At 59.6% G+C, this 20486-nt stretch carries 13 protein-coding genes and 6 pseudogenes; 10 read left to right on the top strand and 9 right to left on the bottom strand.

Going from position 1 to position 20486, the window contains the following annotated elements; genetic code table 11:
• Positions 1-344: 344 nt before the first annotated feature.
• Positions 345-476 (top strand): annotated as a pseudogene (gene tnpB / locus ACVIHF_RS43570) (IS66 family insertion sequence element accessory protein TnpB); the annotation flags it as partial.
• 19 nt (positions 477-495) lie between these two features.
• On the opposite strand, the pseudogene ACVIHF_RS43565 reads toward tnpB (ACVIHF_RS43570), so the two are convergent.
• Positions 496-630, bottom strand: a pseudogene (locus tag ACVIHF_RS43565) (IS5/IS1182 family transposase); the annotation flags it as partial.
• Between the two features lie 715 nt (positions 631-1345).
• On the opposite strand from ACVIHF_RS43565, the gene ACVIHF_RS43560 reads away from it, so the two are divergent.
• The 3 genes and pseudogenes from ACVIHF_RS43560 to tnpC form a co-directional block, all read left to right on the top strand.
• Positions 1346-1693, top strand: coding sequence for a transposase (locus ACVIHF_RS43560; RefSeq protein WP_253624331.1), 348 nt, complete (start codon positions 1346-1348; stop codon positions 1691-1693).
• Positions 1690-2034 carry an IS66 family insertion sequence element accessory protein TnpB gene (gene tnpB / locus ACVIHF_RS43555; RefSeq protein ID WP_027583889.1) on the top strand — a complete coding sequence of 115 codons (345 nt, stop codon included), beginning with the start codon at positions 1690-1692 and terminating at the stop codon, positions 2032-2034. Before ACVIHF_RS43560 ends, tnpB (ACVIHF_RS43555) begins: the two co-directional genes overlap by 4 nt.
• Before the next feature lie 74 nt (positions 2035-2108).
• A pseudogene (gene tnpC, locus ACVIHF_RS43550) lies at positions 2109-3157 on the top strand (IS66 family transposase); the annotation flags it as partial.
• Between the two features lie 88 nt (positions 3158-3245).
• Here the strand turns inward: tnpC and ACVIHF_RS43545 are convergent.
• The 3 genes from ACVIHF_RS43545 to ACVIHF_RS43535 all read right to left on the bottom strand — a co-directional run bounded on the left by ACVIHF_RS43545 (position 3246) and on the right by ACVIHF_RS43535 (position 6365).
• Positions 3246-3785, bottom strand: a complete 540-nt coding sequence (locus ACVIHF_RS43545) for a reverse transcriptase domain-containing protein (RefSeq protein ID WP_456794036.1) — start codon at positions 3783-3785, stop codon at positions 3246-3248.
• A gap of 76 nt (positions 3786-3861) precedes the next feature.
• A complete protein-coding gene (gene ltrA, locus ACVIHF_RS43540; protein WP_456794035.1) occupies positions 3862-5112 on the bottom strand; it encodes a group II intron reverse transcriptase/maturase in 1251 nt (416 codons plus the stop codon).
• A gap of 518 nt (positions 5113-5630) precedes the next feature.
• Entirely contained in the window at positions 5631-6365 is a 735-nt protein-coding gene (locus ACVIHF_RS43535) for a reverse transcriptase domain-containing protein (RefSeq protein WP_456794034.1), read from the bottom strand.
• Positions 6366-7049: 684 nt separating this feature from the next.
• Between ACVIHF_RS43535 and ACVIHF_RS43530 the strand changes: the two are divergent.
• Positions 7050-7592: pseudogene (locus ACVIHF_RS43530) on the top strand (IS66 family transposase); the annotation flags it as partial.
• A gap of 217 nt (positions 7593-7809) precedes the next feature.
• Here the strand turns inward: ACVIHF_RS43530 and ACVIHF_RS43525 are convergent.
• Entirely contained in the window at positions 7810-8589 is a 780-nt protein-coding gene (locus ACVIHF_RS43525) for an SDR family NAD(P)-dependent oxidoreductase (RefSeq protein WP_456794033.1), read from the bottom strand.
• Positions 8590-8809: 220 nt separating this feature from the next.
• A pseudogene (locus tag ACVIHF_RS43520) lies at positions 8810-9588 on the bottom strand (integrase core domain-containing protein); the annotation flags it as partial.
• A gap of 141 nt (positions 9589-9729) precedes the next feature.
• On the opposite strand from ACVIHF_RS43520, the gene ACVIHF_RS43515 reads away from it, so the two are divergent.
• On the top strand, positions 9730-11319 hold the full coding sequence (locus tag ACVIHF_RS43515; protein ID WP_456794032.1) for an ISL3 family transposase: 1590 nt from the start codon (positions 9730-9732) through the stop codon (positions 11317-11319).
• Positions 11320-11634: 315 nt separating this feature from the next.
• Here the strand turns inward: ACVIHF_RS43515 and ACVIHF_RS43510 are convergent, their stop codons facing one another.
• On the bottom strand, positions 11635-13146 hold the full coding sequence (locus ACVIHF_RS43510) for a porin (protein WP_456794031.1): 1512 nt from the start codon (positions 13144-13146) through the stop codon (positions 11635-11637).
• Positions 13147-13645: 499 nt separating this feature from the next.
• On the opposite strand from ACVIHF_RS43510, the gene ACVIHF_RS43505 reads away from it, so the two are divergent.
• Complete coding sequence (locus ACVIHF_RS43505; RefSeq protein ID WP_456794030.1) at positions 13646-14128, top strand: MarR family winged helix-turn-helix transcriptional regulator; 483 nt, start codon at positions 13646-13648, stop codon at positions 14126-14128.
• Between the two features lie 61 nt (positions 14129-14189).
• Here ACVIHF_RS43505 and ACVIHF_RS43500 read toward each other — a convergent pair whose 3' ends face one another.
• Positions 14190-15344: an alpha/beta hydrolase family protein gene (locus ACVIHF_RS43500; RefSeq protein ID WP_456794029.1), complete on the bottom strand. Its 1155-nt coding sequence runs from the start codon at positions 15342-15344 to the stop codon at positions 14190-14192.
• Positions 15345-16122: 778 nt separating this feature from the next.
• Between ACVIHF_RS43500 and ACVIHF_RS43495 the strand changes: the two genes are divergently transcribed.
• A protein-coding gene (locus ACVIHF_RS43495) for an IS3 family transposase (RefSeq protein WP_456791509.1) occupies positions 16123-17288 on the top strand; the annotation gives its coding sequence in 2 pieces (ribosomal slippage) (positions 16123-16414 and positions 16414-17288; 1167 coding nt in all).
• A gap of 467 nt (positions 17289-17755) precedes the next feature.
• Here the strand turns inward: ACVIHF_RS43495 and ACVIHF_RS43490 are convergent.
• A pseudogene (locus ACVIHF_RS43490) lies at positions 17756-17874 on the bottom strand (ATP-binding protein); the annotation flags it as partial.
• A gap of 29 nt (positions 17875-17903) precedes the next feature.
• On the opposite strand from ACVIHF_RS43490, the gene ACVIHF_RS43485 reads away from it, so the two are divergent.
• Both ACVIHF_RS43485 and ACVIHF_RS43480 read left to right on the top strand, forming a co-directional pair.
• Entirely contained in the window at positions 17904-18389 is a 486-nt protein-coding gene (locus ACVIHF_RS43485) for a hypothetical protein (RefSeq protein ID WP_456791508.1), read from the top strand.
• Positions 18383-20485 carry a recombinase family protein gene (locus ACVIHF_RS43480; RefSeq protein ID WP_456791507.1) on the top strand — a complete coding sequence of 701 codons (2103 nt, stop codon included), beginning with the start codon at positions 18383-18385 and terminating at the stop codon, positions 20483-20485. The genes ACVIHF_RS43485 and ACVIHF_RS43480 overlap by 7 nt, the downstream gene beginning before the upstream one ends.
• Position 20486: the final 1 nt, after the last annotated feature.

The raw sequence follows: 20486 nt of genomic DNA, 5'->3' as shown, positions 1-20486 counted from the left end.
CTCGCAAGCACGGGCGACGCGCTGGCAAATTTACGACTGGCGACGACGCTTCCGACAGCGCGGCGAATTACCATCGTGCGAAGCTCCGCAACCGCCGTTCGCCCCGCTGGTCCTGGAGGGCCCGTTAGAGGAGCGTCACGTTCCGGCAGTCAAGCTCGAGATTGCGATTGGCGACGTCGTCGTACGGACGGACGCGGCGATAGGTGTGGAGCAGCTGTCTCGAGTGATCCGAGCGGTGCGGGCGTCACGAAGTTTGTCCCCGGCTCCGAACTGAAGATTTACATCGCGACGCGGCCCGTCGATTTCCGCTGTCGGCACGATGAGCTTGCTGCGAGGTGCAGGAGATGCTTGGTCTCGATCCGTTCAGCGGATCAGCCTTCGTGTTCCGGTCGAAACGGGCGGACCGGATCAAGATTTTGATGTGGGATCGAACGGGCCTGGTGCTGGTGCACAAACGCTTCGAGGGTTGCAAGTTGGTTGGCCAAAGATCCGCTAGGGAGAGCCGGTCTGCACGATCCAAAGCATACCTTCCACGAACATCCGGTTGTCAATCTTTTCTGGTCGGGCCGGCCGATGATCAGCGGCGCAATGCGCTCCTAAGGCCGTGTCGATCAATACCAAACGATCCATAACACCCAAGGCTGCCTCCCCAAAAGCAGCCTTGAATCTGATTTGCTCCCAAAAGGGGAATCCTTGGAGTCCACACTGCCTAGCCGCCTCACCGACTCGTCCGGTTGCACTGAGAGCGCGGCTCCTCAGGTCGGGTCGCCCGCAGCTTCTGTCACGTGTATGGCACGATGCGAATGCGGGTGATTGGCATCGATGTCCAGCAACTTTCGGGCAGGTGGTATTCTGCATACGGACTACATTGATATGGCTGGGACTGCGATTGAGGGATTTGGCAAGACCTGCTGGCAGCTGGCAGTGATGAGATGTGAGGTTGAAGCGACCGAACAGCCTAGCGGTGCCGCGGGTTCTGGCACCATTCGTGGCACGGGTGATTATCGTCAATCCGTTCCAGGTGCCGGCAATCGCCTAAGCTGACGTAAAGACCGACAAGACCGAAGCTGGCACGCACGTCAGTCTGCAGTCGGCGGGGCACCCGCCGCAGATCTGGACGCCCGACGCGAAGACCGGACGCAAGCGCGGGCTGGTGGCGCGCAGGTACTAGGGCGTGCGCGCAGTCGGCCAAAATCGACGCGCCGGGGCAGTGTCCTTGTCTTCAGTAAGCGGCAAAGAGACCCCGTCTGGCGCAGGGGGTGAGCAATCGGCTATCGGCTGCTGAGTTTGTGAGCCGATGTGAGCTTCTATGTCTGCGCCTAGTTCTGGAACTAGAACCTTCCATATGATCGAAGCGGTCGCCGACCGTCTTGAGGGAGCGCCGCGGCAGCTTCGCCGACGCTGGTCGGACGAGTTTAAGGCCAAAGTCGTGACAGAGGCGCTGGAGCCTGGCGCGAGCGTCTCGGCGATCGCTCGCCGGATTGGCATTCACCCGTCGCAGCTGTTTGCCTGGCGCCGTGATGCTCGGGCGGAACGACATTATCGCGAGCGGCACTCGAGTTGCGGGGGTGAGATGGCGTCTTTGTCAGGCGCAGTGATCGAAATTGCCATTGGCGAGGTGATCGTGCGCGCCGGCGTGGACGTCGACGAGGCGCATCTGCAGAGGGTAATCCGGGCGGTACGTTCGGCATGATCCCCTCTGGCGTGAAGGTGTTCCTGGCCAGCCATCCAGTCGACTTCCGCAAGGGTATCGATGGGCTTGTTGCGCTGGTACGCGATGCCGGCTCAGATCCGTTCGACGGTGCGCTTTATGTGTTCCGGGCCAAAAGGGCCGACAGAATCAAGATCGTATGGTGGGATGGCTCTGGCGTGTGCCTCTATTTAAAACGGCTTGAGAAGGCGAGGTTCTGCTGGCCGCGGATCGGGCATCATCGGGTGCAGCTGAATGCTGCGCAGTTGATGGCCCTGGTCGATGGGATGGACTGGAAGCGGGTCCGGACCGCGGCGGTCAAGCCGCCGGAGATTGTTGGGTAAAAGCACTGCGGCGAAGTGAATCAGCGGCCTGAAAGGGCAAGAGAAACGGAGCAAGATGTGCTCTGGTCGGGTCAATGACGCCGCCCGATCTCAGCCTCCCGAATGACGTAGAGACGCTGAAGGCCATGGTTCTTGCCATGGCCGAGAAAGCGGCCCGCGCCGATGCTCTGGCGAGCGAAGTCGCCGATCTCAAGGCCCGCAACGCCGATGCCGATACGCGCATCGAGCGGCTGACGCAAATCCTGAAGGCCTTCGACCGCGCCCCGTTCGGCCGACGATCGGAAAAGCTCGGCTCTGCGAACGCCGACGTTGAACGGCAAGCCTTTGTCTTCGAGGAGATCGAGACCGGCATCGCCGCGATCAAGGCCTAGGTCAGCAAGGGCCGTGCGCAGGCGGATGGCAAGCGTGCACCGCGTCGGCGCAAGGGCTTTGCGCCCCATCTGGAACGGATCGAAACTGTCATTGAGCCGGAAGAGCTGGCTGAGCATGCCGGCAAGCAGAAAGTGCTGATCGGCGAGGACGTGTCGGAGCGCCTGGATGTGGTGCCGGCGAAGTTCCGTGTGATCGTCACGCGCGGTCCCAAGTATGCCTTCAAGAACGCGGACGGCGTGATCCAGGCGCCGGCCCGGCCCACATCATCGAAGGAGGCATTCCAACGGAAGCGCTTCTGGCCCAGATCGCCGTCGCCAAATATGCCGACGGCCTGCCGCTCTACCGGCAGGAGGCGATCTACGCCCGCGACAAGGTCGAGTTAGACCGCCAGCTGATGGCGCAATGGATGGGCAAGCTCGGCTTCGAGCTGGAGATCCTGGCCGACTACATCTTCAGCGAGGTCAAGAAGGCCGAACGGGTCTTTGCCGACGAAACCACTTTGCCGACGCTCGCTCCGGGCTCCGGATCGACCAAGACGGCCTACTTATGGGCCTATGCCCGAGATGACCGAACCTTTGGCCGCAACGGTCCGCCGATGGTGGCTTATCGCTTCGAAGACAGCCGCTCCGGCGAATGCGCGGTCCGGCACCTCAATGGTTATCGCGGCATCCTGCAGGTGGATGGCTATGCCGCCTATAACAAGCTCGCGCGATCCGATCGCGGCAATGATGGCATCACATTGGCTGGCTGCCGAGTAGGCGGGGATGTTGCCATCCCCGCCCCTCACAGACCCGGACGAGCGGATTACCCGCATCCGGTTCTTCACGCGTAAGCTTCGCTCACGAGACGGCATATTGGTGGACGATCTTGGCTGTCGGCAGCGGGTGTCGCGCGAGCATGGCCCGGAAGCGTGACCACGGCAGATTGCTGTGGCGACCACGCCGCGCGAGCCATTTCTTCCATATCCGCGTGAGCTGGTGGTGATACCATCTGATCCGTCGGCCGTTGCCGGAGATGCCGTAGTAGGCGCAATGCCCCCGGATAACCCGCGACAAGTGCGCGTGCTGTTCCCGGAACGGGCGATGCAGGTTGAGCCGACACCATTCTGTCACGGAAGCCAGCGCGCGGGCATAACGGTCTTTTGCCGTTATCTGTCGGACGACATTCTTACCCTTCCTCGATTGACCCCATACATGGGTGAAGCCAAGGAAGTTGAATGTGGTCCCCGCCGTCGCGGGATGACGCCCACCGGGGCGTTTGAACCGGAAGTCTACGAAGCGGGTCTTGGTCGGATGGAGTTGAAGCCCGTACCGACCGAGCCGCTTAACCAGCACATTCAGCAATCGCTTGCCGGACAGATGGTCCTCGAAGGCGATCACCGGTCGAGTCGCCCGGGGGAGTTTCACCCCCAGGCGCTCACAGATCCGGACGTGAACGTCTCCGCTCATCCGGCTCTTACCGTCCAGCCGCCGTCTTGTGCAGCATCGGCCAATGGGCCAACAGCGTGGGCGTGCGGCACGCAATGTCCCGTACCCAGTGCTCTGCCCGTCTTCGATGTCGCCGCAGACGTTTGTATTTCGACATCGCCCATCGCGCGAGACATCGGTCGAGATGGCGTAGTGTCGGATAAAGCGCCGACTTGTAGTACCGACCATAGTAGTTCATCCAGCCTCGAATGATCGGGTTGAACATCCTCGCCAGGTCGTCGATCCTCTTATCCACCCGGCAGCGTAGTTGCCAGGCACGGATTTCCTGTCGGATTGCCTTCGTCGCGGCATTGCTGACACCGGGGCTGAAGTTGACGAAGTGCTTTCCCCAACGATTCTTCGACCGACGGGCACGGAACGTGTAACCCAAAAAGTCGAATTTCTGTTCAGGATAATCACCTCGCCGGTCGTCATCCTTACAATAGACTACCTTCGTCTTGTTCGGATGAAGCTCCAGTCCGCATTCGGCAAAGCGCTTCGCAAGCGCCTCCTTCAGTTCTTGTGCCTGCCGCTCACTGTCGCAATGGCAGAGAATATCATCGGCATAACGCTCGAACGGGATGCTCGGATGATTTCTTCGCATCCACATGTCGAACGTATAGTGGAGAAAGAGATTCGCCATCAGCGGTGATACCACCGAGCCCTGCGGCGTGCCCTTCTCTCGGGGTTCAAGGGTGCCGTCTTCCAGTTGAACGGGAGCTTTAAGCCACCGTTCAATGTACAACAACACCCAGGCGCAGTCCGTGTGCTTCCGAATCGCCTTGAGCAAAAGTTCATGCGATATCGAGTCAAAATAGGCCCGAATGTCGAGATCGAGCACGAAGGGATGCCGCCAGCATCGCTGGCGAGCAACCCCAACGGCATCGAGCGCCGATTTTCCGGGTCGATATCCGAACGAGTCTGGATGAAAGTGTTTCTCCAAATCCGGCTCCAGATATCCTTTGACGACCGCCTGAGCAACGCGATCCGACACCGTAGGAATTCCTAGCGGCCTCTTCCCGCCGTCGCGTTTGTCGATCTGCACACGCTTGACCGGCGGTGGAAAGTAGCTGCCCGAAGACATTCGATTCCAGAGCTTGTACAGATTGCTCTGCAAGTCTGCCTCGAACACCTCGATCGACTGCTCGTCCACACCGGCTGCGCCCCGATTTGCTTTAACCCGTTTGTACGCCTCCCAAACCCAGCGCTTGGGGATGTCATACGGCTTTGCTTGACGCAAAAGAGTCCTCCCGTTTCCGGTTGTTCTTCCAATCAAGCGGGACAGTGCCGTGCCTTCGCTCCGCCACCATTACAGTGCCTTCGTCACTACTACACACGGCTCCGTCCCTGCATCGCGCATTGGTACTCAGACTCTTGTGGGGCTTCCACTTGAACCATTCCCTTGGCATCGCGATACAGGTTCCCACGTTCCGCACAGAAGCCTGAACCGAGGTCACGCCACCTCGCCTGCCGGACGCCGCCTGAGCCGTAAACAGGTATCGCTCAGACTGATCCCAAGATAACGACTACCCCTTGGTTTTGACGTCTTCCCTACGCTTTCGACAGTTCATCGGTGGTTCGCTTGCGCTCGTCTCCTCGATCCTTACCTGACAGAGTCTTGCTCTGCCTTTTCCGGTCTCGCTCACCACCTCGACCATTGGGCCGAAGCAGCAGCCGGTGGTTTGAACCCTGATCCTGCAACCCGAGTTCGAGGGGCCGACCCCCATCTTCTGTGCAGCAAGGCTGCTCAAAGGTGCTCTACATCACACCTCCTCCGCGCCGTCGTGGCGCACCGTCATCAGCGTATCGGACCAGTTGGCATCGCCCCTTGAGCCGCGGTCGCGCCACCTGCTCGAACCATTCATCCAGCACATAATGCAGGTAGATGTTTGCAAGCAGTGGCGAGATCACGCCGCCTTGGGGCGTTCCACCAGTCGTGCGGCGCAGGACGCCCTTTTCGAACACCCCCGCCTTCAGCCATTTATCAATCATCCTCCGGACGATGCCGTCCGAGACTCGCTGATCGAGGAATCGGCGCAGGTACGTGTGGTCGATGGTGTCGAAGTATTTCGAGATATCGACGTCCACCACCCAACGCAGCCCTTGCTCCATGAACCCATTGCGCAGAGCGTGTAGGGCATCATGGGCCGATCGTCCCGGTCGGAAGCCATACGAGCACGACAAGAAGTCGGTCTCGTAGATTGGCTCCAGCAGCAGGAGAATCGCCCGCTGTGCCACCTTGTCTTCCAATGTCGGGATGCCGAGTGGCCGTTCGGTCCCATCCGCCTTCGGGATGTAGTGCCGTCGCACCGGCGGCGCGATGTAACGTCCGGATTTGATGCGCGCCAGGAGATCACCGAGATTGGCCTCCAGGTTCGCTTCATAGTCCGTCGCCATCATGCCGTCGATGCCGGGCGCGCCATCCTTGCGCGTCAGGCGATAGGCCTCGAGCATCCATTCACGGTCGATCAGGTGATGCAGCGAGGTCAGCACCCGCTTGGGATTCTTCCTCGCCAGATCGGCTATCCATTGTCGTTTCGTGGACAGGTTCGTGGGACTCAGCGTTCCCTCCCGTGTTTCTCGTCAATGGGTCTTAGCGCGTGACGGCTCCCTTCCCTCGAGCGGGTCCCGGTGAGCCCAGTTCCCCGCCTTCCTCGGTACTACGAAGCCGCTACGACTTCCCGCCGCGCGCGTCCGTCGGCTTATGTCTTCACCTCGGGATTCCACATGCCTTGGTGTTTTCGTGTTCGCGTGCGCGCTCCCGATGCTCGCCAAGTCGGTCATCGGGCCTGGAGCGTTGCTGTGGCCGGTGCTCCGTGCCGGCTTTCCCATGTGGGCACAAACGGGACCTCTCAGGTTTCCTGGTGTCCCATCCCGTACCTTTGCCCTGCTCAGAGACCCCGGCCGAACCGGTCAGCCTGGCCATAGCGGCTTTCCCAGTGCTGCCCCCGGATCCAACACGGCGAAGGCTTCAGCACGACCGTGATTTCGAGGCTGGTCACAGGGCTTCAGTACCCGCTGTCTACGCTTCACGAGTGACGTTGCCGTCACCCATGCAAGACTCGCTTCCGGCTGGCGGGCTCCGCCTTTGCCGGGAGGGCGTCGAACCCTCTGGGTCACGTTGAAAGGTTTCAGATTACATTCTTCCTCCTTTCCAGGACTTGTCCTGACGCAAGCTGGTCACACTGCAGACGCAAGTTCTACGAGCTGCATGTTGCAGGGAGCTCAGAAGTGGCAACGGCGACGGTCGAGCGGATGGCGAAGCTCTGGCAGATCGAGAAAACCGTGCGCGGTCAAAGCCCCGACGCTCGCGTTGCCGCGCGCCAGCAAACCTCCGCGGCGATCGTCGCAGATCTCTTCGATCTCTGGCAGCAGACCTTGCGGCGGATCTCCGGCAAATCAAAATTGGCCGAGGCGATCCGCTATGCCGTCTCGCGCCGTGCCATCTTCGAACGCTTCCTGACCGATGGACGTATCGAGCTCGACTCCAACATCGTCGAACGCGCCATCCGGCCACAAACAATCACGAGAAAGAATAGCCTCTTCGCCGGCAGCGACGGCGGCGGACGAACTTGGGCGACCATCGCGACACTGCTGCAGACGGCGAAGATGAACAACGTCGATCCGTTCGCCTGGCTCGCCGTAACACTTCAGCGTATCGCCAACGGTTGGCCGAACAGCGAACTCGACGCGCTTATGCCATGGAACCACGCCGCCTGACGGCCTCAGCTTGCCCCTTACTGTCTTCATGTCGGCCAGGACGACACACAAGGAGGTGGGTCAGGCTTAGAGCTATTAAGCCCTGATACCCGGATCGCGACATCTCGACCGTTCTGCGTCCGCATATCTGGGAGATCCGCAAGCTAAAGTTGCGACCGAGGATTGGCCCATCGCAGCAATCGTAACAAGGGCGATATTTAGGTTACAGGTGAACCGCTCATGGAAAAGCGAGACCTCCGCTGACGCTGATGACCGCGCCCGAAATCTGATCGGACTGAGGACTGGCGAGGAAGAGAACGGTATTGGCGAGATCGAGGGGAACTGTCATACGGAATGGGGTGTTCGCCTCCGCCTTCGCGTAAGCTCTAACGTGGACGGGACTGATACTGGCGTCGCCGCTCTTATATTTATTCCAATCCTCGGTCTCGGCGGTCAGTGGTACACCTATGCAATTGAGCCGTATGCCTTTCCGTGCAAGTTCCCTGCCGCCGGCTCGGACGAAGAACATGAGGCCGGCTGTGGCGGCGCCGCTGATTGATGAGCCTGGACTCGGGGTCCTGCCGGCATCGGTGTTGAGGAATACAACCTTGCCGTAACCCGCGGTAATCATCGGCTTGAGCGCCGCGTGCAGACAGTTCAACCGCGAAATGATCTGCGATTCCATGATGCGGGAATAGTCTGCCGGAGCGGTGATTTCGAACAAGGCGGCGCTGTAGGTGGCAGGCGCTCCGCTGACTACCAATATGTCGAGCTTGCCATAACGCTCGACCACCTGATCGACGGCAGAGACCATGGCCGCCGGATCGAGCATATCCGCCGGCGCCCACATCGCCTCGCGGCCCCGCCGGCGGAGTTCTGCGAGGATTTCGGGTGCCTCCTGCCGAGGCCGGCTACAGATCGCGGTGGCGGCGCCCTGGTCGGCAAGTGTGATGGAGATGGCGCGGCCGATGTCTTCGCTGCCTCCGACAACCAAAGCCACTTTATCTTTCAGGATCATGGTTCAACTCCTAGACTAGTGCCTATTGAACTTGAGCGGCGTCGCGCGATGACAGCTTTCGTTCCTGCCGGACCTGACCTCGATCGGGGTCAAAGTCCTCACCGCACGGCGGCTGACGACCATTACCTGCAGACGCTTGTCGAGCCCATTCGATTATGAGTGAAGCGCTTCTGGAGAAGGCACCAATACCAACTTCGGATTGATCTATACCAGAGCGGAACTAGGTGTTCAGTCCCGAGGTCAAGTGGACGGGATCGGTCCTGAAGCGGTTTGGTTCGTTGGCCCATGCTTTGCAGATAGCTTCATAGGGCGTGAGACCGCCTAGGGTCTTAAGGCGTCTGGCGAAGTTGTAGGCATCAAGGAAGGCGGCGAGGTGATCTTCCAATTGCCGGCTGGTCTCGTAGTGGTATCGCCGGACGGTAGCCTCCTTGAGCCCGCGGTTCATTCTCTCGACCTGACCGTTAGTCCAAGGATGATTGGGCTTGGTCAGGCGATGCTCAATGCCATGTCCCCGGCAGGCCCGATCGAACGGATGGCGGCGCTGGCTTGCAGTGGCGCCTTTACGATTCTTGGGCAGGTCGGCAAACTGGATACCGTTGTCGGTCAGTACAGTGTGGATCTGGTATCTGGTAAGGGACAGCTGCCGCTAATTCGTCGAGGAAGGCCCTAGCCGCGGCACCCGTGGCCTTTCTCACCAGCCGTGCAAAGGCATACTTGGCGGTCCGGTCGTCCGGTCCACCGCCACGAAGAGACAGAGTTTGCCTTCTTCGGTACGAACTTCGGCGATGTCGATGTGGAAGTAGCCGATGCGATAGCGCTTGAAGCGTTGCGTAGCAGGCTTGTTGCCGGCGATCTCGGATCTCGGGCAAGCGGCTGATCCCGTGGCGTTGCAGGCAGCGGTGCAAGGACGAACGCATGAGATGCGGGATCGTTGCCTGCAGTGCAGTCATCCAGAGGCAGCAACGTATGCTTGCGGAAAGCGACGACCATCGCTGTATCGCCGCTCGGATGGCGTGCGTGGTCGTGGCTACAGCGCGACAATCAGGGGTTCTTCTGTACATTTGGTGCAGAGTGCAGGATTCACGGACAGTGCGAATAAGGGCATAAGGTCGGAATCGCAGTCGACGCCCGTGATTCGCCTTGCTCCAAGCCTTCCGCTCGCTGGTTTCCCCCGAGCTTTCGATTGTGCAGATCCTTCCGCGGGCGGATGGGATGGTGCTCGTGGCTCGGCCGAAGTCAGCGGTCTCGCTCTGTCCCTGTTGCGGCTGCCAGACGGGTCGCATCCACAGCCATTACGTGCGACGCTTAGCCGATCTGCCGTGGCAGGGTCGGGTTGTCGAAATCCGGCTTCACGCGCGACGGTTTCGATGCGCGAATCCGCAATGCCCGCGTCGGATATTCACCGAGCGGCTACCGGCAACAGTGCGGCCGAAAGCAAGACGCACAACCCGCCTCGGCGAGAGCCAACTGGCGATCGGCTTTGCGGTCGGCGGTGAGCCTGGCGCGCGCCTGTCGCGCAAACTGGCCATGCCGATCAGCGGCGACACCTTGCTCCGAATGATTCACTCGGCTCCCTTGCCGGATTTCGTTGCCCCGACCGTCGTTGGCATCGACGATTGGGCTTGGCGTCGTGGCCAGCGATATGGAACGATCATCTGCGATCTGGAGCGCAATTGCGTGCTTGATCTGCTTCCCGATCGTAACGCCGACAGTGTTGCGAGCTGGCTGAAGCGCTGGCCGGGAATCAAGGTCGTCGCGCGTGATCGTGCGGGACTTTATGCTGATGGCACACGCTGCGGCGCGCCCGACGCGGTGCAGGTGGCGGACCGCTGGCACCTGCTCAACAGTTTGGGTGAGGCCCTGCGCCACGCGGTCGGCCGCCATCGTCACAACGTAGCCGCCGCCGTGCAAATCCTGGCGTCCGCGCAACGAGCGAAGACCGGCAGTTCCACGCGGCCGCCCGGCCTTGCACAGTTGCGGGCGGATCGAAAGGCTGCGCGATGCGAACAATGGGATGAAATCTGTCGCCTACGCGATCAAGATTACCCTACATCCAGGATCGCCCAACTGCTCGGCGTCGACAGGCGCACCGTTCAGCGCTGGCTGGCCGCCGGCGGCGAGCCGGAGCACTCGCGTCCTCACAGACCTTCGCATCTTCTCGCGCCCTTTGAGGCATGGCTCGAAGCGCGGTGGGCCTCCGGCTGCCAGGTGGGCCAGCAGCTTTGGCGGGAGCTTCAGCAATATGGTTATACTGGAAGTCGGGTGACCGTTGCGCGATGGGCCGCTGACAGGCGTGCACATGCAGACTCGGGAGGAGCAGCACAACCGCACCCGACCTGGAAAGCTCCCACGCGCCGTCGCTGTGCTTGGTATCTAAGCCAAGATCTGGATCAAATCGATGCTGAAGCCAGGCTGTTCCTCGGTCACCTGTTTGCGCAAGCTCCGGAACTCGCAACGGCGGCGGATTTGGCGAAGCGGTTTGTGTCCCTTCTCAACGGTAGCGACGTCGCCGAGCTCGATGAATGGATCACGCAAGCAGGCAACAGCGAGCTGAAGAGCTTCGCCAACGGCATCGCGCGCGACATCGATGCGGTTCGAGCGGCGATAACGACCTCCTGGACAACCAGTCCAGTCGAAGGTCAGATTAGCAGGATCAAAGCCATCAAACGTCAAATGTATGGCCGGGCAAGCTACCCGCTATTGCGTCGACGCGTCCTTCTGGCTGCCTGAGAACGACCGAGCAACGTATCCAACCCCAATCGCTCAAGCTGCACCAAATGTGCGGAAGAACCGCTGATCGCCGCCGCGCACGTGGCGCTGCCATGGAGTATCTGGCTTATAGGTCCTCCCGGAATGAGCGATCAGCATGGCTGATTCCCCACACTCCGGGACTAGACACCTAGTGCCGTGCTTGCCGCCTGCTGCAACATGATTTATGCGCTGGCCGTGAAAAAACTTGAAAGGCCTCCGGTGGGCATACCGGAGGCCTTTTTGGAGGTCTAACGTAAAGAGCCGCTTTTTCTCCTTCCGCTATCTGATGAAGACTTAGAAGTTACGCTGAGCGCGGAGCAGCAACGTCAGGCTGTGCTGGTCCTTCAGCTCATAAAGCGCGCCCGGCTTGGCGACCGCCGATTGTAGCGGGAGCGTCACCGTGCTTCCACTCGCATACTTCTGGTCGAGCATCATGTAGGTGAGGTCGGCAGAGAAGGCTAGGTTCTTGACCGGCGTCCAGATTGTGCGTGTACCAACAACCGCATAGTTGAAGTCGGGGTTACAACCGCCAAGTCCGTTAGAGAGCGCGAGGCTTGCGACGAAGGCGCCGCAGATGTAGCCCTTAGCCGTGTTGTTGTAGCGCACAGCAGCCCACGCGCCGTAGATGCTGCTGCTCCAGTGTGGATCCCAGTTGTGGTTGTAGCCACCGTTGAAGCCGTAGGTCGTAGTCAGCTGCTGGCCGGCGCCCGCGACGAACACCGAATCGGATACACCACCAATTCCAAGACTCTGGTAGACACCCGGCAGGCCTGAACCGCCGTACATCGCGAAGGTTGTACTCGACATATAGTCGTGGAAGTTGTAACGGCTTGCGCCGTTCGTATAGACGCCCTGAATGTTGATGCTGTCGCCTGCGCCCGTCGGGATGTTCTTGATGGACAAGGCCAACTGTCCAGCCCAACCCCACTTATCATCCGGATGACCGGTCAGCTCGCTGGCGCCGTAGTAGGCGGCGTGGTTGTCATGCGCAGCGAATGAGGCTTGAAACAGGCCCCAAGCCTGATCAACGCGAAGCATTGCGACGAGGTCTGGAGCTCGCGTACCGCCGATGTCGTTGGCACCATAGGCACCTGTCGCGAGACCTGCGGCCGATGCCGCGCTCACGTTCCAGATGTTTGTCGTATAGTTGGTGACCTGATCTTGGGCCGAGACCGAAGCTGTAATGCCCTGGCCGAAGTCGGCAGTATAGGTGACCTGGTTCACGGTGTCCCAGCCGCCACCGCCAGGCAGGCCATCGAAGCTGTTCGCCGGATAGTTGGTCCAAGGAGCGGAGAACTCCGACTGGGTCCTGCCAAAGGTAAATCCAGCGAACTGGATGAACGCGTAGTAGACGGAAAGGGCATTGGCGCCCGAGGTGCTAAGGACTGTTGAGCCGTTCACGGCAGTCGTACCGGCGCCCGAATAGCTGCCGCCGGTCCACGTGAAACCAACCAGCCCGTAAGAGCGCAGCACGCCGTATTCAGTCGCGGTGCGTGTATCAACGCCGAAAACCAGACGGCCTCTAGATGTATAGTAGTTGCTGAGACGATTGCGAGCGCCACCCACACTGGTGTCAGCAGGTAAATCGATACTGTTTGAGGCGAAGAGCGCGTCGCCACGCATAAAGCCATGCAGCTTGATGCACGTGTCGGTGCCCGGGATGTAGTAGAAGCCCGCGCCGTAAAGCGAACAGACCTTCACATACTCGATTGCCTTCACCTTACTCGGAAGATCGGCCGCTTGTGCTCCGACACCTGCAAACATGGCCGCCGCAAATCCGAAGATAACGCTCGTTCTCAGTTTCATGGATTGAACCTCCAAGCTGGAAACTTCCTTCAAAAAAATCCGCCGCTACGAGCCTCGCCTCGTCGGCGGGTGCTTGACGGAACGACTTCGAGGCGCCCCCTCGCTGTCCAACGCAAGGTAATTTCTTTGATAAATTACTGCAATCAATTAATTGAGGCAATCACAACTTGGTTGAAATGAGTTGCCGTTAGGCAACACCGATCCCAACCCACTTAGCTTTGATCGAAATAGATAAGAAAAAAGCCCTCGGGGGGCATCCCGAAGGCTCCAACTTGGAGGTTAGCAGCTTGGTGGTCGCGTGGTCGTCTTGGTTGGTCGCCTTGGTTGCGGGCGAGACCATACATTTAGTCAATTGTAAACGTCAATTGTTTTTTGACATCGCGACTGTGTCGTGCAAACACTATTTCCGGTCGCCGAACGGGAATACGTACGTTCGCGCTAATGCGGAATCAGGTGTGCTGCCTACCGGGCACATCAAGGAATTGGCGGAAAGACCAACATGGCCGAAACAAAACAACTCGATAAAGCCGTAATCGACTTCATCTGGAACATTATCGAGATTCATTCCCAGCTTGAGGACATTCATAAGGGTTGGGCCCAGATGCTGGGCATATCCGAGCCGCAGTGGCTAATCCTGATGGCTGTCGACGAACTCGATCAAGGTCGTGGGGTCTCGGGAATAGCGGTTGCGAACAAGCTGCGAATCCACCCGGCCTTCGTCACCAACCAGACCAAAAAACTTGAAAAAATGGAGTTTTTGGCACGCATAACCTCTCCTGAGGATGCGAGATTCCTGCAGATTTCACTCACTCAGAAGGCGCGGGACGAAATCACGAATCTTTCGATTAAGCGAAAGGCCCTCAACTCGACAATGTTTAGCGGGCTCGATGAGGAGTCTCTCCACTACCTCAATAAACGGCTGGCCTCGATCGCCAAGAATAGCCAATTGGCATCTCAAAAACTCAGCATCGGCATTATGTAGGCGATCGAGTGATGCAGAACTAGCTTGGCGGGGTAGTTTGCGTTCTCCCCTCTCGAGCGCTCTATGGAGCTAGACCGTGCGCCAGCTTATCTTCTAGCCATCCGAAGATGTGATCGTCGGAAGCGACGAAGTTTTCGATCTCCCCCAGAGACGAGCGAACCATTCGGGAGACGACCAGTTCCAGGTCAATGCGCGCTGCAACGCAATCAGCGTGCAGGGTCGTCGCCTCTGGTATATTGACAATGCCACGGCCGCCGGCGACTAGGAGAACTGGGCATTTCAACTGCCTTGCTAATCGTAGGCGACGGACCGACGCAGCGTCCTCATCGATTACATTTGCTGTTGTCGTCAACCAGCCGACAGATGCAAGTGTCCGAGCCCAATTCCAAAGGCCTCCGTCACAAACTGCCGCTGTGATGCGGCGATCAGACAGAGCAAAATCGGTGGCTAGAACGGCAGACAATCCCTCTCCATAGACGCCGATCCGGGTGTCATCGACATCGTGCCGAACGGATAGGTAGTCCAAACAACAGGACAACGACATTTCCGATTTGACGTGAGGATGATTAGAAACGTCGGCATGAGAGACGACGAGAACGGAGATGTCTCGGTTGATCACCACAGGCAGCAGCCTTCCGAGCAGCGTCACTCCTGCTTCTTCTTCCCTGCTGATACAAATGACTGCTGGGGCGCGTGAACCTGTCGGCCCAGGCACGTAGTGAGCTGGAAATCCGGCCCGATCCCAGCATTCGATTTGGACCGGCTGTGGCCTCCGCGCCAGCGATGATCCGAACGCACGAATTCCGGCCTCGATTTTGGCCGAAAGGTCTCCATTTTCCGGATCGTCTTCATCAACCAGCCGCCTCGCAACTTCAAAGCTTGTTAATGCGCAAAGCCAAGCCTTGGTCGCCTCATCGAACGCACCTGTTTTCTTTTTCAGCTCACCAGCTCGCTGGTGAGCATCACCAATCTTCGTCCATTTTGCGACCCAGTTCTGCCGAGCCATGGCCTCGTGGACATTCCGGAGATTCTCCAAGAACGTAGCTGCACTTTGTCTTGTCGACGCAAGATTGCCCTTTACACTAGGCCAAGTAGCATCCTCCATCCGATTTGCTCCCTTGGTGGAGATCTTCGCCCTCTGCGCTGGATGGACTTGATCCAAATGGTTCGCCTGAAGATCGCGAACACCCACTTTGAGTCGATCACTGCCGGACATGATTGATGCCTCCCCTGCGCCTATTGTGACTTCAACATGCCTACCGAAGAAGCGGAGCCGTAACCCATGCTTCTTCTTCAGATCACCATAAGTGTGCCCCGCTTCGGAGTAACCTCCTACCCGGCAGTTAATCCCAGCCCGCCCTCACATAGGTTACGGCCAAAGCCGATCACTTCACGAATCCTAAGCATTCGAGAATGGTAAACACTTTGAATTTGTTCGCACTGAATGACGTGCGGATGTCATGGACGTCACACTCATCTCCTTAGTGCTCCGAGCTTGCTCCAGCGGGGACTGGTATTCATTGGATTAGCGTGTTTACCGCTTGCCTAAACGATCACCGCGTCGTACTTGCACGACCTACGCTAAAGCGAGAGAGATGCTGAACGGCGGACCAGTTGCTCCATGGCGCTGAGAACTTCTCCAACTACAGCGAAAAGGGTCTTGAGGCATATGAACCTCAGTAGCTCTGTCCATAGAGCCGATCTAGGAGAGGCTCTGGTTTCTGTAGGCGTCGAAGCGAGCTTTTCTCCAGCAGAAGGAACGTAACATGACTCCCGAAGAGACATGCCGTCCCTCCTTGATCGACTTCAATAGAGACAAATTCTTGATGAACTTCCTCCTGTGAGACCAATACCAATTTCGAAGACTTCAACACCAGATTGGAATTGCCGCGCGCCTACATGCGTCCTACGGAACACATCCTGCGTGTTTCGCGCTGAACCTCCTCCGAATGAGTGGACACCTGTAGTAGGCTCGGAGAGCCAGGAGGTGTCGAATGCAAGGTCGTGAACGTCGGTCATTCACGGAGGACTATAAGCGCCAAGCCGTTGAGCTCGTGATGTCGAGCGGTCGCTCGGTCCCGTCGGTGGCCAAGGAATTCGGTCTGCGCGATTCGGTGCTGCGACGCTGGGTAGACAAGGTCCGGCAGGAGCCCACATCGGCGGCGTGGCGCCCCACCACGCAGGCGACGCCGATGTCGGCGGACCAGGCTGCGGAGATCGCCCGGCTGCGCCAGGAGAACGAACGGCTACGCATGGAGCGCGACATTTTAAAAAAGTCGATCGCGATCTTTGCCGGAACCCGGACATGAGCTTCCGCTTCATCGAGGATCACCGCAACATGTATCCGGTTCGTCTGATGTGTGAGGTGCTCGAGGTCTCGCCGGCCGGCTATTACGCTTGGCGCACGCGCCCGGTGAGCGAACGGACACAAGCCAATGCCACGGTGCTGGCTGAGGTCCGGCAGGTCTATCAGGACAGTGGCGGGCGCTATGGCAGTCCGCCAATCCATGCCGCTCTGACGTCGCAGGGACGCGGCACCAGCCGTGGCCGGATCGAGCGGATGATGCAGCGGCATGGCATCCGAGCCATCATGGCGCCACCACGCCGGGTTCGCACCACCGACAGCCGTCATGACCTGCCGATCGCACCGAACCTGATCATGCGCGACTTCACGGCGCCTGCTCCGAATCGGGTCTGGCTCGCCGACATCACCTACATCCCGACCGCGGAAGGCTGGCTGTACCTGGCGGCCGTGATGGACCTCTTCAGCCGTAAGATCGTCGGCTGGGCCATGGGCGATCACATGCGCACGGAACTCGCCTCGTCGGCCCTGACGATGGCGATCCAACAGCAACGACCGGAAGCTGGATTGATCCACCACTCCGATCGCGGGGTGCAGTATGCCTCACACGCTTACCGCCAAGCCCTCACCACCGCCAGGATCACCGCATCAATGAGCCGCAAGGCCGACTGTTACGACAACGCCCCGATGGAGAGCTTCTTCCACACCCTCAAGACCGAGCTCGTCCATCATCGTGACTACCGCGCCCAGGCAATGCGCGACGTCTTTGCCTATATCGAGGGCTTCTACAACCGCACCCGGCTCCATTCCGCCATCGGATATGCCACTCCGATCGAGATGGAGCGAAAAGCAGCTTAACCCTGTCTACTTTTTTGGGGGAAGATCACGAGCAACACCTTGCCGGAGAGCAGTGCCCCAGTGTGAGTAAGACGTGTCGGCCTCTTTTCGTCCACAACCTCTGGCGAGGCCAATACCAATATCAGGAAGCGTCAACATCATATTGGCAATGCTATCTCTTACAGACGAAATGTAACACTGGACGGCAGATGACGATGGACCATGGCTGCGGATTTCGACGATGTCGCCCGGGTGTACCGATTTGAAGTCGCCCGGGGATTCCGAGACGATGTCGCCCACTTCTTCGATTTGATCTCGCCCGGGGCGAGGCGTTCTGGCCGGCTGGTTCTCTGGCATCGAGCAAGCCGCGTGGTCAATCTGGAATCGCGGCTCAAATCTGTTTTTTCTTCTGCTGCGGTTGCTGTGGGCATGTGGGCAACGCCTTGGGCGTTGTCCAAGCGCAGCGGCATGTCCACAGCGCCACGGGCTCAGGCCTTTCGGGCGGATTGCCGGGTTCGACGCAAGCTTTCGCCGGAGAGATCGAGCCGATGGGCGTTGTGGACGAGGCGATCGAGGACGGGGTCGGGTGGGTGGGTTCGCCGAACACGTCAGAGTACCCCTATTTTTGAGCGGGTCGTGTCTCACGTCACGATCACTGACCCGCATCATTTTCTTTTTGGGCACCGGCTTGAGGTGCTGAAGGAGCGGTCGGGGCGCGGTCCCGCCTACGTCGTTGTCGCGCTGCCGGACGGCCGGCCGCGGGCGGTTCGGATCGCGTCGACGGATCTTGCCGAGACGATCACTTCCCGCCCGAACGCCGCCGATCTGCCGCGCATCAGTGCACGTACGCTGATCCCATTGATGCAACATTTGAGCGCGAGTCTGAGCCTTCTCGACGAGAAGGTGATTCGCGATGACCCACCGACCGCTTCCAGGTCGCGTTGCGTATCGACCCCTACCGACATTGGCAAGTCCACCTGGCCGTCCGATGGCCGACATTCCGCGCCTGTGGCCGAATCTGTCGACCGCGACGCAAACCCAGATCGCTCAAATCCTCGCGACGCTGCTGCGGCGAATGCAAGCGGTTCCTGGCAGGCCCGGAAGGGGACTGGGTCGTGCTGATCAGCTTGAACGTCGCTGACGAGCGGCTCACGACTGCGCACCGAGCCAAGTTGGCCTATGTCTACGTGCGGCAGTCATCCGTGAACCAGGTGCGCCAGCACCAGGAGAGCACAGAGCTGCAGTACCGCCTCGTCGATCGCGCCATCGGACTAGGCTGGCCGCCGGAGCGCGTGCAGGTCATTGACGAGGACCTGGGCAAATCCGGTGCTGGCGGTGTGGATCGTCATGGTTTCCAGAAGCTCATTGCCGAGATCGGCCTTGGCAACGCCGGTCTCGTGGTGAGCCTCGACGCTTCGCGCTTGGCCCGCAACAATCGGGACTGGCATCAGCTTCTCGAACTGTGCTCGGTATTCGGCGTGCTCATTGCGGATGGCGAGCGGCTTTACGACCCGCGCGCCTATCACGACCGCCTTCTACTGGGCTTGTCCGGCATCATGAGCGAAGCGGAGCTGCATCAGCTTCGGATGCGCCTTCATCAAGGCGAGCGCCAGAAGGCGGCACGAGGCGAACTGCGGCTGCCCCTGCCGGCCGGGCTTGCCTATGATAGGGCGGGCGCAATTGTTCTCAATCCCGATGAGGAGGTGCAGGCCCGACTTCGGCTCGTGTTCGCCAAATTCCAGGAACTGCAAAGCGCTCGCCGTGTGATGCGTTACTTGGATAGGAACGGATTGTCCTTGCCGGTTCGACCGCTGCTTGGACCATCTCCACACGAGATCGTCTGGCGTGCGCCAGATAGTGCACGCGTCCTTAGCATCCTTCAAAATCCGGCCTATGCTGGGGCGTACGTTTATGGCCGCCGGCAAAAGGATCCGAGCCGATGCCGGCCGGGATCGCTGACGGGAACGGTCAAGGTGGCGATTGAGGATTGGGCGGTTTGCCTCCACGCCGCTCACCCAGGCTATATCAGCTGGGAGGAGTTCATGGCCAACCAGGGGCGACTGGCGGATAACGTCTTCCGCCATGAGGCAGGACATTCTGGCGTACCGCGCAAGGGGGCAGCCCTGTTACAAGGAATTGCGATCTGCGGCCGTTGCGGACGGCGCATGAGCATGCGCTACACGGGCCCGAATGCTGACTATCCGGTCTATTGCTGCCGCTCGGATCGGGACCAGCAAGGCAGTGCACTTTGTCAGGAAGTCCGGGCGTTGGCGGTTGACGCGCTGGTCGAGCGAGTGGTCCTCGATGCCCTGGCGCCGGATCAGATTGAGATCGCACTCGCAGCGGCAGGCCAACTGGAGCAGGAGAGTCGTCAGCTCGAGCGCCAGTGGGCGCTTCGCGTGGAGCGTGCCCGCTACGAGGCCGAGCGCGCTCGGCGTCAGTATGACGCTGTCGAACCCGAGAACCGTCTTGTGGCGCGCTCACTTGAGCGGGCTTGGGAAGAGAAGCTGCGTGTCGTCGAGGCGGTCGAGCAGCAGCATGCGCGTTGGCGCGTACAAGAGCCGCTTCTGATTGGCCCGGCGGAACGCGCTGGGCTACAAGCGCTCGGAGAGAACCTGCCGCGGATTTGGAACGCGACCACCACGTCGGTAGCCGATCGCAAGCGCATTCTACGATTTGTCATCCGCGAAGTCGTTCTTGATCAGAAGCGGGCCCGAGGTCAGGTCTGGCTCAAGATCGTCTGGCAGACCGGCGCAACCAGCGAGTATCACGTTCAACGGCGGGTTCACACCTACCGCAATTACATCGACATTGATCGGTTGCGGCGACGGATCATCGAGTTGAATGCTGAACACAAAATGGACGCCGAGATCGCAGCCATACTCAATCAGGAAGGCTTCGTCGCAGCCCGAGGCTGCGCCTTCAAAGGCGAGAACGTCTGGGTACTGCGTACCCGCTGGGGCATTCCAACCGTCAAAATCAACGGTGTGGACAATAATCCGATGCGCTGGCCCGACGGGAGCTTCTCGATTCAGGGCGCGGCGGCTGAGCTTGGAGTAACTCCGCAAACAATCTTCGATTATCTTGCGCGCGGATTGCTGGCAGGTCGTCAGTTGGCCAAGGGCCAGCCATGGCAGATCGAGCTCTCAGACGAGCAAATCAGTCGACTTCGCAAGCGGGTGCGACGCACCAAGCGTTCGAAGAAGGAGGCATCATGAA

The organism is Bradyrhizobium sp. USDA 4506 (assembly GCF_054058795.1).
This window is presented reverse-complemented; position numbering and strand designations above follow the sequence as displayed.

Coding starts and splice junctions, on each gene's coding strand:
- ACVIHF_RS43560 (WP_253624331.1), top strand. CDS start 1,346: ATGATCGAAGCGGTCGCCGACCGTCTTGAGGGAGCGCCGCGGCAGCTT.
- tnpB (WP_027583889.1), top strand. CDS start 1,690: ATGATCCCCTCTGGCGTGAAGGTGTTCCTGGCCAGCCATCCAGTCGAC.
- ACVIHF_RS43525 (WP_456794033.1), bottom strand. CDS start 8,589: ATGATCCTGAAAGATAAAGTGGCTTTGGTTGTCGGAGGCAGCGAAGAC.
- ACVIHF_RS43510 (WP_456794031.1), bottom strand. CDS start 13,146: ATGAAACTGAGAACGAGCGTTATCTTCGGATTTGCGGCGGCCATGTTT.
- ACVIHF_RS43505 (WP_456794030.1), top strand. CDS start 13,646: ATGGCCGAAACAAAACAACTCGATAAAGCCGTAATCGACTTCATCTGG.
- ACVIHF_RS43500 (WP_456794029.1), bottom strand. CDS start 15,344: ATGTCCGGCAGTGATCGACTCAAAGTGGGTGTTCGCGATCTTCAGGCG.